Raw genomic sequence first — 11,679 nt, forward strand, 5'->3', positions numbered from 1 at the left:
AGGGGGAAAAAGGATGGCAGTGAAAAAAGGAGGCCTCGGCCGCGGGCTGGAAAGCCTCTTCGAGGACGCCGCCCGGGACGTGGGCGGCCCGGTGAGCACCCTGCCCCTGCGGGAAATTGAGCCGGACAAGGACCAGCCCCGCAAGGACTTCGACGAGCAGGCCCTCTCCGAACTGGCGGACAGCATCGCCCGCCACGGCCTGCTGCAGCCCATCGCGGTGCGTGCGGCGGCCGGCGGAGCCTACAAAATCATCGCCGGCGAGCGCCGCTGGCGGGCCGCGCGGCTGGCGGGCCTTTCCGAGGTGCCGGTGGTCATCAAGGACGTGACCGACGCCGAAGCCATGGAGCTGGCCCTCATCGAGAACCTCCAGCGGGAGGACCTGGACCCGGTGGAGGAGGCCATGGGCTATCGCCAGCTGATGGAGCGGTGCGAGCTGACCCAGGAGCAGACCGCCCAGAAAATCGGCAAGAGCCGCAGCGCGATCGCCAACAGCCTGCGCCTGTTGAACCTGCCCGACGACGTGCTGGCCTTTTTGAAGGAGGGCAAGCTCTCCACCGGCCACGCAAAGGTGCTGCTGGGCCTGCCGGACGCGGCGCTGCAAACAAAGGCCGCCGAGGCGGTGGTGGGCCAGAACCTGAACGTGCGCCAGACCGAAGCCCTGTGCAAAAAACTGGTAAAGCCGGAAAAACCGCCCAAGCCCCAGCCCCTGCGCCCCGCGCTGGCAGGCGAAGTGGAGTACGCTTTGCGGGAAGTGCTGGGCAGCGAGGTCAAGGTGGACTACAAAAACGGCCAGGGCAGCCTGACGGTGCATTTTTACTCGGACGAGCAGCTTTCCGCCTTCGCGAACCTGCTGGGCGGCTACAATAAGGAAGAAAACAAGTAAAAGGGGAGTATCGACATGCTGGACATTCGATTTGTGCGGGAAAATCCCGACGCAGTGAAGGAGAACATCAAGAAGAAATTCCAGGAGGCCAAGCTGCCTCTGGTGGACAAGGTCATCGAGCTGGACGCGAAGAACCGCGCGGTGATGACCGAGGCCAACGCCCTGCGCGCCGAGCGCAACACCCTCTCCAAGCAGGTGGGCATGCTGATGGGCCAGGCCAAGAAGGACCCCTCCAAGCTGGCGGAGGCCGAGGCCGCCAAGGCCAAGGTGACCGCCCAGGCCCAGCGTCTGGCCGAGCTGGAGGCCGAGGAGGAGAAGCTGGAGGGCGAGATCCGCGACATCATGCTGGTCATCCCCAACATGATCGACCCCTCCGTGCCCATCGGCCCGGACGACAGCTGCAACGTGGAAGTGCAGCGCTTCGGTGAGCCCGTGGTGCCGGAGTTTGACATCCCCTACCACACCGAGATCATGGAGAGCTTCGGCGGCATCGACCTGGACAGCGCCCGCCGCGTGGCCGGCAACGGCTTCTACTACCTGCTGGGCGACATCGCCCGCCTGCACGAGGCGGTGCTGGCCTACGCCCGCGACTTCATGATCGGCAAGGGCTTCACCTACGTCATCCCGCCCTTCATGATGCACGGCGCGGTGGTGCAGGGCGTGATGAGCTTCCCCGAGATGGACGCCATGATGTACAAGATCGAGGGCGAGGACCTCTACCTCATCGGCACCAGCGAGCACACCATGATCGGCCGCTTCGTGGACCAGATCATCCCCGAGGCGAAGCTCCCCCTGACCCTCACCAGCTACAGCCCCTGCTTCCGCAAGGAGAAGGGCGCCCACGGCCTGGAGGAGCGTGGCGTTTACCGCATCCACCAGTTTGAGAAGCAGGAGATGATCGTGCTCTGCAAGCCGGAGGAGAGCATGGACTGGTACGAGAAGATGTGGCATTACAGCGTGGAGCTGTTCCGCAGCCTGGACATCCCCGTGCGCCAGCTGGAGTGCTGCTCCGGCGATCTGGCCGACCTGAAGGTGAAGAGCTGCGACATCGAGGCCTGGAGCCCCCGCCAGAAGAAGTACTTCGAGGTGTGCAGCTGCTCCAACCTGGGCGAGGCCCAGAGCCGCCGGCTGAAAATTCGCGTGAAGGGCGAGGACGGCCGCAACTATCTGCCTCACACCCTGAACAACACCTGCGTGGCGCCTCCGCGGATGCTCATCGCCTTCCTGGAGAACAACCTCCAGGCGGACGGCACCGTGAAGATCCCCGAGGTCCTGCGCCCCTACATGGGCGGCAAGGAACTGCTGGTGCCCGAAGCAAAATAAAAAAAGCGCGCAGCACGGCGGCGGCGGGAAAATCCCGCCGCCGCCGTCTTTTTCCAACAAAAAAGTATTGACAAGCCCCCCATGATTCAGTATAATATAAAAGCGCCTTTCAGAAGGGCGTAGCTGAATATGGCGGTATAGCTCAGTTGGCTAGAGCATTCGGTTCATACCCGAAGTGTCACCGGTTCGAATCCAGTTACCGCTACCAGATACAAGGTTTAGCTACGATACATGGGGGTCGCCCGCAGTAGTGGACGATGTTTTTGCTTGCTGTCGTAGCTAAGCCTTGTATAATATGGCCCGTTGGTCAAGCGGTCAAGACATCGCCCTTTCACGGCGGTAACCCGGGTTCGATTCCCGGACGGGTCACCAGAAAGCCGGCAGACGCAAAAGCGTCTGCCGGCTTTCTCTTTGTTTCGGGGCAGGGAAAAGGAAAAATCCGGACTCTGGCGGGCGGCTCCGAATTTGTGCTTGGAAGATTTGGTCGAGCGCAAGTCTGCAAAACAGGAGCTTCAAAAGGCAAAACGGAAGTTCAGGCAGGGCAGTGCTCCCGGCGAATCGGACCGTTGGCCGGGCCGGCTTGCCGCCGGAAGAACACGCGCCGGCCCGCCCAGCGCAAAAGTGCTTGCCAAAAGCCGGCGGCTGTGTTATACTCGAAACGAAAAAAGAAGAAAGGGAAAGGTACGGCAGGAATGCGCATTCGCTGAAAACTTCACACAAACATGTTTTTTCGCAGTGGGGTTTAGCCCCTTTGTTTGTGCTGGGATCGGGCGGATGCTGCCGGGCCTTTCCATTTTTGGGAACAGCCTGGAACTATGCGGCAACGTGTATTTCCGGGCCTTTTTGCGCCCAGACGCGCCCATCCGGCACCTTCTGCAAGGGCAGGGAGGTGCTCTTATGTCGAAAATTTTGTTGTCTGCAAACCATATAGTTCATTCGTTTGGTGAACGGAAGATACTGGAGTTTGAAAAGCTGACCGTGTACGAAGGGGACCGCATCGGCATCGTCGGGACCAACGGGGCGGGCAAGACCACGCTTTTGAACATCTTGTCCGGGGAACTGGCCCCGGAGGAGGGGAGCGTGACCCGCAAGGCGCCGGTGAGCTATTTCAGGCAGTTCCGGCAACGGGCAGAGCGGGCGGACCCGCAAAAATGCAGTGAATTCGGGCTTTCGGGAAAGCTGTGCCGCGAGCGTTTGAGCGGCGGAGAGATGACCCGCCTGGGTCTGGCGGCCATGGGCAGCGATGCTGTTTTGATCTTTGCCGATGAACCCACCGCCAATCTGGATGCCGACGGGGTGGAGCTCTGCTGCCGGATGCTGGAACAGTGCCCGACCCTGCTGCTCGTCAGCCACGACCGGGCCGTTCTGGACCGCCTGTGCACCAGCATCATCGAGATAAAGGACGGGCGGCTCCATTTTTATTCGGGCGGCTTCACTGCCTTCCAAAAACAAAGAGAGCAGGCCGCCGGGCGGCAGGAATTTGAGTATCGGCAATACCAGGCGGAAAAAGCGCGATTGGAGAAGGCGGCCTGCCGCCGGAGCCAGGCCGGCAAAAGCGTCCGAAAAGCACCCCGGCGGATGGGGAATTCGGAGGCACGCCTTCACAAACGGGAGGCAGCCGAGCGGGCGGAGAAGCTGGAGAGCGCCCGAAAAACGATACTCACCCGCCTGGAGCAGCTGGAGGCAAAGGAGAAGCCGCAGGAAACGGCCCCGGTGCGGATAGATTTTTCGCTGACGGACCCGCCCGCCAACCGGCAGGTCGCTGTGGGAGAACACATCACGTTCGGCTATGGGAAGGACCTTATCTTTGAAGACGCCGCCTTCTCTCTGCCAAGAGGGAGCAAAACCGCCCTGGTGGGGCCAAACGGGGCAGGAAAAACCACCCTCATGGAACTGATCTGGTCCGGCGCGCCGGGCATCCGATTGGTCCCCAAGGCAAAGGTCGGGTTTTTCCGGCAGGGGCTGGAGACCCTGGACCTGAACAAAACGGTTCTGGAAAACGTCATGGAGACGTCGGTCCAGAGCGAAAACACCATGCGGGGCATACTGGCGCGGCTTTTGATCCGCCGGGAGGATGTGTTCAAAAAAGCGGGGGACCTGAGCGGCGGGGAACGGGTGAAACTGGCCTTTGCAAAGCTGTTCGGCTCGCCGGCGAATCTGCTCCTGCTGGACGAGCCGACAAACTTCCTGGACATGCCCGCCGTCGAGGCCCTGCAAAAAATGCTGGAGGACTATGAGGGAACGGTCCTGTTTGTTTCCCATGACCGCGCGTTTTCCGATGGATGCGCCACCCGGACCCTGCGCATCGCGGACAGAAAGCTCTTTTCCTTTGAAGGAAACCTCACCGCCTGGGAGAAAGAACAGAGAAAGCCCCGGCAGGAAAAGGAAACGGACAAAGCCCTTCTGGAACTGCGGTTGGCAGAGGTCATCGCGCGGCTGTCCGTCGCGGACCGCCGGACGGACAAAGAGGAACTGGAAAAAGAATTTGAACGGCTCATCGCCCGCAAGAAGATGCTGTGAAAAAGGAGCATGGGCGGCGGCCCGTCTTACCTTTTCCAAAGAAAAAAGCGCTGCCGCAACCGCCGGTTGACATGCAGTTGGTCGACTTCAAAGGGATTTTCCGCTACAATAAGACCACACGGAGGTGATGGCAGTGACTTTGGGCGAACGCGTCAAAGACAGGCGGGAGAAACTGAAACTGTCCCAGGGATATGTGGCGGATCAGATCGGCGTGAGCCGGCAGGCTGTGTCAAAATGGGAAACAGGCCAGTCGGAGCCGACCGCGGAAAACCTCGTCCGGTTGGCGGAGGTGTTTGAAACAAGTCTGGCGGAACTTGTGGGCGCGGGCAAAAACGGCGGGGGAGAGACGGGCACGCAAAACTCCCCGGCCCCCCAAAAGCCCAACCTCATCCTCCGGGCCAATCTGATAAAAATGGCCATCACCGCGCAGGTGGCGTTTCTGTTCAACAGCACCTCGGTGATGTGGCAGCTCCGGCAGCCCGGAGTGGAAAACGAAGCGCTCTACCGGGGAGAACTGGCGGTCTCCCTCGTGCTGCTTCTGTGCAGCTCGGTATGGATGGCTTCCAACCACCGCTGGGAAGCGGACATGGCCCGGCGCAGAAGAAACACGCGCATCGAGCTGAGCTATTGCTGCGCGCAGCTTTGCGCCGCCTTTTTGACCGTCCGTTTCGGGCTGGGTCTCGCGGGCGCTGTGCTGATGATCGCCGCCGCCTGCGTCTATGTGCTGTACGTCAATCCCAGGTTCATGGGCCGCAAGCTCACAAAGTGAGGCGGCCCGCAGGACTGTGACGAAGGAAAAGCTCCGGGTAAATACCCGGAGCTTTTTTCCTGTTCAGCGAAACACCACCCGCCCCACGCGGCCCTTCTTCCCGCAGACGAAGCACCGCAGGCAGGGCGGAATGCCTGCAAAAAGCGCGGAGCCCGCCTCCCGCCGGTTTCTCTCCGCCACGGGCTGTGCGCTTTTTTTCGGACGGGGCAGTTCCCAGGACGTTCAGCAGCCTTTGTACTTTTCCAAAAAGGCGACCACGTTCATTTCCCGGACGTCCTTCAAAATTTCGTCGTCGCCGAACCACCAGGAGTCGCCCAGATATTTTTTGCTTCCCATGTATGCCCAGCGGGCCTCTTCCGCATCCACCCACACGGGGCAGACGTCGCAGTGATAGAGATAGATGTTCTGGTCGATGACCAGCCCGCTCGTCTCACTGAGCTGATACATTCTGGCGAAGAGCGCGGAGGGCTGCCCCGCGGTGAAGCGGCGGAATTCCTCAAGTAGGGCGGCAAGGGGAACGGTCTCGTTCACCGCGTCCTTGAGCAGCGCGTCCGCCGTTTCGGGGCAGGAGATATGGATGGAGGACCCACAGCCCATGAGGGAAACGCGGGAATTCAAGGCGGGGACAGGGTCTTTTCGTATGACGATCTGCCGCATGGTGCGCTCCTTCCCGGTCTGCAAAACGTTTGAACCGTCTTCACTGTACCACACATCGTTCCCGGTATCAATAGGCCGGCTCTGTGACCGGACCGCGCCCGAAGGGGGAAGGCGGGGGAGACCGTCAGGCGGCAGGGCGGTGCGAGGAGTTCCGGGCTTTCGCCCGGAACTCTTTTTGACCGTCTCAGTGGAACACCACCCGCCGCACATGGCCGGGCAGGCCGGCCAGCACCGTGCGGGGGGAGAAGACCACCTGCTTGAGCCACACGCCGTCGCAGGAGAGCACCAGCAGCAGATGCAGCCGGTCTTTGGAGGGGAGGGCGGCGGCCCGGGCGGGCAAGCTCACTTCCATCTGGAAGGAACTGCCCCGCACCAGTTCCCGCCGGAAGGCGAAGCACAGGGCGGTGAGGGGATGATGGAGCACCCGGCAGCGGGCCAGCCACCGCCATGCGGCGTAGATGACCGTGTCGGAGGGCAGGTCCGGCCCGCCGGGGGCGACCGCGGTCTTTTCGGTGGTGTACACCGCGCAGGGAATGCCGTCGTATTCGATCATTCGGGTCATAAGCGTCTCCTTTCGCTGGACGAAAAATGAAAAAATGGCACACTGATCCTGTGGATCAATGTGCCATTTCCGATATTCTGATTTTTCGTCCCCGAACGGGGCCTACGCTTAATTATATCACACCAGGGCGGAGCGCGTCAATGAAAATTGGAGCGCGGCCCTTCACGGCGCGAGAAAACACCCCGGCTCGTGGGCGTTGATGACCCCCGCCGCCTGCAGGTAGGCATAGACCACCGTGGTGCCTACGAAGGACATGCCCCGGCGCTTGAGGTCCTGGGAAATCTCGTCCGAGAGGGGCGAGGAAGCGGGGCCGTACTCGATGAGGGGCTTGCCCTGCGTCCAGTGCCAGAGCCAGGCGTCGAAGCTGCCCCACTCCCTTTGAATGTCCAGGAACACCGCCGCGTTTTTCACCGCCGCCGAGATCTTGCGCCGGTTGCGGATGATGGCGGCGTTTTGGGCCAGCTCTTCCCGCTTTGCCTCGTCGAAGGCCGCCACCCGCCCGGGATAAAATCCCTCGAAGGCCTGACGGAAGGCGGGGCGCTTGTTCAGAACGCACTCCCAGGAAAGCCCCGCCTGGAAGGTCTCCAAAATCAGCAGCTCGAACAGCGCCCGGTCGTCGTGCAAAGGCACGCCCCACTCGCCGTCGTGGTAGGCGATGTAGGCCGGGTTCTTCGGGTTCGCCCATCGGCAGCGGGGCTTGCCGTCGGTCCATTCCATGGCGGTTCCTCCTTGTACGATGCTGTTTCCTGAAAGTATAGAAATAACAAAATATTCCCGACGTATAAATCAGGGGCGGAAGGGGATGCCCTCCAGCTTCAGCAGGTATATCTTGTTCTCCAGCCCGCCGCCGTAGCCGGTGAGGCGGCCGTCCGCGCCCAGCACCCGGTGGCAGGGCAGGAAGAGGGAGATGGGGTTGCGCCCCACCGCGCCGCCCACTGCCCGGGCGCTCATCTTCGGGATGCCCTTTTCCGCCGCGATGTCTGCGGCCAGCGCGCCGTAGCTGGTGGCCGTGCCCCAGGGCACCTGCGCCAGCCGCCGCCACACCTGGCGCTGAAAGGGGGTGCCCTCCGCCGCCAGGGGCGGGGTGGGGCCGGGGTCCCGGCCGGAAAAGTAGATTTCAAGCCAGGCCTTCGCCGCGGTCAGCACCGGGTCGACCGCTTCCCGGGGCGGCTGCGGGGGCAGCTCGGGGGGAAAGCGCCCGCTCACGAACCAGCACCCGGTGAGGGCGCCGCCCTGGGCCGTGAGCCAGAGGGGGCCCACCGGGCTTTCCAGCAAAAGGCCGCTCACCCTTCGCCGCCGCAGGCCGCGGCCCGCGCCTCCCGGTCCGGGGTATGTACGTCCGCCTCGCCCAGGATGTAGCGGGCGAGGTCGGCGGGGGTGGCGGCCAGGGCCTCGGCCCCCGCCGCCGTCAGCTCTTCTTCCGTCCGGAAGCCCCACAGCACCCCCGCGCCGGGCAGGCCCGCGTTGTGGGCGGTGTGGATGTCCACGTCGCTGTCCCCCACGAAGAGGGTGCGGCTTTCGTCCGCGCCCATCCGCGCCAGCAGATGGTGCAGGGCCGTGGGGTCGGGCTTGGTGGGCACGCCGGGCACCGCCCCCTGCACGAATTCAAACCGGCCGGGGAAGTAGTGCTCCATCACTCCCTGGGCCAGGGTGTGCTCCTTGTTGGTGAGCACCCCGTACCGCACCCCCGCCGCCGAGAGCGCCTCCAGCATCGCCCCGATGCCGGGGTAGGGGGCGGTGGTGTCCTCCTTGTGGGCGGCGTAGCGGGCGCTGAACTGGGCCAGCACCTCTTTCTGACTGGCCTCGTCCCGGGCCGTTTCGGGCGCGAACCGCTGGCACAGCTTCGGGATGCCGTTGCCCACAAAATAGCGGTATTCGTCCAGGGTGTGTTCCGGCCAGCCGTGGGCGCGGCAGACATAGTTGGCCGCGTCCGCCAGGTCCCGGATCGTGTTCAGCAGGGTGCCGTCCAGATCGAACACCACAGTATCGTAACGCATGGTTTTGACTTCCTTCTTTCTTCAGGGTACAAGTTTCAGCCGCACTGCCCGGGCGTATTTCACCGCCCGCGCCTTCACCCGTGCGCGGCAGGGCAGGCGGGCGATGAGGTCGCACCGGCCCACCGACTCCGAAAAGGGAGTCTGGCGGCAGGTGAGGGAAAGATCCGCCGTGAGCAGATAGACTGTGTGCCGGGTGTAGCCCCGGGTGTATTGAACGGCCAGCGTGCCGCCGGGGGTCTGCCAGACGCCCTCGGTGACCCAGGCCTCCAGCCCCGCCAGCAGCAGCCCCAGGCAGAGCAGCAGCGGCATCGCCAGCAGCGGCGTGAGCCGGGGCATCTTCCAGAGGCTCACCCCCATCAGCGCGCCGAAAAAGGCGAAGGCCGCGCCGCCCTTCCAGAGGAACAGCGGCAGGCTGCGCCCGGCCAGCACTTCCGGCGAGTAGGGCGGGGGCGCGAACTGGGGCACCAGCGCCTGCACCAGCGCCTCCGCCCCCGGCTTGTACACCAGCACCGGGATGTCGCCCCCCCGGTAGCTGCCGGCGCTCAGATACACCGCCCGGCGGCCCAGCAGCCGCCCCGCGGGGGACAGGCGCACGTCGCAGGCGCTGATGGCGGGCACGGCGATGCGCCGCTCGCTGTGGTTCACGTGGCCGCCCTTGGCCAGGATGACCCCGCCGCTGCGGCACACCTTGAACCCGGAGGTGGACAGCAGCGACCAGAACAGCGCCACCCCCCACAAGGCGAACACCAGCGTGACCAGCCAGGCCACGCCGGCGGGCAGCACCAGCTCCAGCAGTTTTTCCACCTGGGCCAGCTGCCCCAGGGCAAGGTCGTTCAGCTTCTGCTCCAGCCCCGCGCCCAGGATGCGCCGGGTCTGCCGCAGGCTCACCAGCACCAGGGCCGCCGTGGCGGCGATGTTGGCGCTGAGCATGGTCAGCCGCACCCGCTCGGCGCGGGTGGGGGCGAAGAGCACCGCCTCGGAGTTCACCGGCAGCAGCGTCTCCGCCAGGGCCGCCGCCTGCCGCCGGGGCAGGTAGAAGGTGGCCTTGTTCCGCCCGCGGCCCCGGGCCATGTACACCGTCACCCGGCTGCCCCCCGCAAGGCGCAGCCACAGAGGCCGGTCCTGCTCCAGCACCGCGATGTCCCGGCGGGCAAAGCTGGCCCGGCGGCGCACCAGGATGCCCATGTCCAGCACCAGCGCCTTGTCGGTGAGGGCAAAGCCCACCCGCCGCCACAGCACCGCCCCCAGCGCCGCCATGGCGATGAGGATGACCGCGTCCTGCCGCAGCGCCCGGTAGAGGCTCTCCAAGTCGAAGTTCAGCAGGGCCTGTATCATCGGCACCAGACACAAAATCAGACCGTAGCGTATAATTTTTAAGATATATACGATATGGAAATGCCCTTTCAGGCGAATATCCTCCATGTCAGCCTCCTTGCAGGTAGGAAAGCAGGCCGTCGGCGTCGGCGTCGGAGAGGCCGGGCAGAACCACCAGCGCGCCGCTGGTGGCCAGCACCAGCACGCAGCAGCGGCACAGGCGCAAAAGGGGAGTGGAGAACCGGGCCGAGGCGCTGACCCAGCGGGTGGGCAGGCGGCGGCTGGTCTTGAACAGAAGGCCGCTGCTCATGCGCACCTCGCCCAGAGTGACGCTGCCCTCAAAGCTCTCGCAGCGGGCGGGCAGCCAGCCGAGGCACAGCCCCAGCCAGAAGGCGGCGAACACGAGCCCCGCGCCGATGCTCTGCCAGAAGATGAAGGGGGCGGCGGCAGCGCCCGGGGCCAGGGCCCACAGGCAGACCACCGCAACGCCTTTTTTGTCCAGCCTGAAACGCACCATGGCCCATCGCCTCCTTTCAAAACAGCGGCAGAGGGAACTCTGCCCCGATCATACCTGATTATACTTGATTGCGCCCCGAAAAGAAAGGGGAAGGGGGAGTGGGTTCTGTTTTGGACAGAATTGTGGTATAATAGCCGCTAAACGGCTGTTATACATTTCATGCGCAGCGCCTCGCCGTTCCGGCTGACGCCGGCCCGGCAACCGGCTTTTGATGCGCAATGATACCATTTCGCCGGCGCTCCATGGTATAATACAAAAACAGACAAGGGCGGCCCTGCGGCCCCCGCAGTGAAAAAGGAGAGAACCGATGGAATACCTGAAGGTCATTTTATACGGCATCATCGAGGGCATCACCGAGTGGCTGCCCATCAGCAGCACCGGCCACCTCATTCTGGCGGAGAAGCTGCTGGCGCTGCCCTATTCGGAAGAATTCATGAGCATGTTCCGGGTGGTCATCCAGCTGGGGGCCATCCTGGCGGTGGTGGTGCTGTATTTCCCGCGGCTGTGGCCCTTCACCACCGATGCGCGCCACAAGTACCAGCGCCCGGAGGTGTGGCAGCTGTGGTTCAAGATTCTGGTGGCCACCCTGCCTGCCATGGTGCTGGGTCTTTTGCTGGACGACTGGCTGGACGCCCACCTTTATAATTATATCACCGTTGCAGCCATGCTCATTCTCTACGGCGTGTTCTTCATCCTCATCGAGAACCGTCACCGCCGGCCCACGGTGCGCCGCATGGACCAGCTGACCTACCGCCACGCCCTCATCATCGGCTGCTGGCAGGTGCTGGCCATGATCCCCGGCACCTCCCGCAGCGGCGCCACCATCGTGGGCGGCCTTCTGCTGGGGCTTGCCCGCCCGGTGGCGGCGGAGTTCACCTTCTTTCTGGCCATCCCGGTGATGGCCGGGGCCAGCGGCCTGAAGCTGGTGAAGTTCTTGGCCGACGGCGGCACCTTCACCGGCGGCGAGGTGGCGGCGCTGGCGCTGGGCTGCGCGGTGGCCTTTGTGGTGAGCGTGGCGGCCATCCGTTTTCTGGTCAGCTTTGTGCAAAAGCACAATTTCAAGGTGTTCGGCTGGTACCGCATCGCCCTGGGCGCGGTGGTGCTGGCGGCCGCCTTTCTGGGATTCTGATTTTTGGT

Annotated in this window: 12 protein-coding genes and 2 tRNA genes; 7 read left to right on the forward strand and 7 right to left on the reverse strand. The window is 63.7% G+C overall.

The window, feature by feature from the left end; genetic code table 11:
- Positions 1-13: 13 nt before the first annotated feature.
- The 6 genes from ACMI1Q_RS07115 to ACMI1Q_RS07140 all read left to right on the forward strand — a co-directional run bounded on the left by ACMI1Q_RS07115 (position 14) and on the right by ACMI1Q_RS07140 (position 5,495).
- Positions 14-883 (forward strand): ParB/RepB/Spo0J family partition protein, encoded by an 870-nt coding sequence (locus tag ACMI1Q_RS07115; RefSeq protein WP_419067075.1) that lies wholly within the window; start codon positions 14-16, stop codon positions 881-883.
- Positions 884-898: 15 nt separating this feature from the next.
- Positions 899-2,206, forward strand: coding sequence for a serine--tRNA ligase (gene serS / locus ACMI1Q_RS07120; RefSeq protein WP_419503266.1), 1,308 nt, complete (start codon positions 899-901; stop codon positions 2,204-2,206).
- Positions 2,207-2,337: 131 nt separating this feature from the next.
- Positions 2,338-2,414, forward strand: a tRNA-Met gene (locus tag ACMI1Q_RS07125).
- A gap of 89 nt (positions 2,415-2,503) precedes the next feature.
- A tRNA-Glu gene (locus ACMI1Q_RS07130) sits at positions 2,504-2,578 on the forward strand.
- Between the two features lie 525 nt (positions 2,579-3,103).
- Entirely contained in the window at positions 3,104-4,726 is a 1,623-nt protein-coding gene (abc-f, locus tag ACMI1Q_RS07135) for a ribosomal protection-like ABC-F family protein (protein ID WP_419503267.1), read from the forward strand.
- A 127-nt stretch (positions 4,727-4,853) separates the two neighbouring features.
- Entirely contained in the window at positions 4,854-5,495 is a 642-nt protein-coding gene (locus ACMI1Q_RS07140) for a helix-turn-helix domain-containing protein (protein WP_419503268.1), read from the forward strand.
- A gap of 222 nt (positions 5,496-5,717) precedes the next feature.
- On the opposite strand, the gene ACMI1Q_RS07145 is transcribed toward ACMI1Q_RS07140, so the two are convergent.
- From ACMI1Q_RS07145 to ACMI1Q_RS07175, 7 genes are all read right to left on the reverse strand, one after another.
- Entirely contained in the window at positions 5,718-6,152 is a 435-nt protein-coding gene (locus tag ACMI1Q_RS07145; protein ID WP_419503269.1) for a hypothetical protein, read from the reverse strand.
- A 184-nt stretch (positions 6,153-6,336) separates the two neighbouring features.
- Positions 6,337-6,714 (reverse strand): hypothetical protein, encoded by a 378-nt coding sequence (locus tag ACMI1Q_RS07150; RefSeq protein WP_419067590.1) that lies wholly within the window; start codon positions 6,712-6,714, stop codon positions 6,337-6,339.
- 162 nt (positions 6,715-6,876) lie between these two features.
- Entirely contained in the window at positions 6,877-7,431 is a 555-nt protein-coding gene (locus ACMI1Q_RS07155; RefSeq protein ID WP_419503270.1) for a DNA-3-methyladenine glycosylase I, read from the reverse strand.
- A 69-nt stretch (positions 7,432-7,500) separates the two neighbouring features.
- The gene (locus tag ACMI1Q_RS07160; RefSeq protein ID WP_419503271.1) at positions 7,501-8,001 is read right to left on the reverse strand and encodes a methylated-DNA--[protein]-cysteine S-methyltransferase; all 501 of its coding nucleotides are present in this window, start codon (positions 7,999-8,001) and stop codon (positions 7,501-7,503) included.
- Complete coding sequence (locus ACMI1Q_RS07165) at positions 7,998-8,711, reverse strand: HAD family hydrolase (protein WP_419503272.1); 714 nt, start codon at positions 8,709-8,711, stop codon at positions 7,998-8,000. The genes ACMI1Q_RS07160 and ACMI1Q_RS07165 overlap by 4 nt, the downstream gene beginning before the upstream one ends.
- A 21-nt stretch (positions 8,712-8,732) precedes the next feature.
- Complete coding sequence (locus tag ACMI1Q_RS07170; RefSeq protein WP_419503273.1) at positions 8,733-10,133, reverse strand: PH domain-containing protein; 1,401 nt, start codon at positions 10,131-10,133, stop codon at positions 8,733-8,735.
- 1 nt (position 10,134) lies between these two features.
- Positions 10,135-10,542, reverse strand: a complete 408-nt coding sequence (locus ACMI1Q_RS07175; protein ID WP_419503274.1) for a hypothetical protein — start codon at positions 10,540-10,542, stop codon at positions 10,135-10,137.
- A 307-nt stretch (positions 10,543-10,849) separates the two neighbouring features.
- Between ACMI1Q_RS07175 and ACMI1Q_RS07180 the strand changes: the two genes are divergently transcribed.
- Positions 10,850-11,671 carry an undecaprenyl-diphosphate phosphatase gene (locus ACMI1Q_RS07180; RefSeq protein ID WP_417025800.1) on the forward strand — a complete coding sequence of 274 codons (822 nt, stop codon included), beginning with the start codon at positions 10,850-10,852 and terminating at the stop codon, positions 11,669-11,671.
- The last annotated feature ends 8 nt before the right edge of the window (positions 11,672-11,679 follow it).

This window comes from Candidatus Allofournierella excrementavium (genome assembly GCF_048526665.1).
GTDB classification, from domain to species: Bacteria; Bacillota; Clostridia; order Oscillospirales; family Ruminococcaceae; genus Allofournierella_A; species Allofournierella_A excrementavium.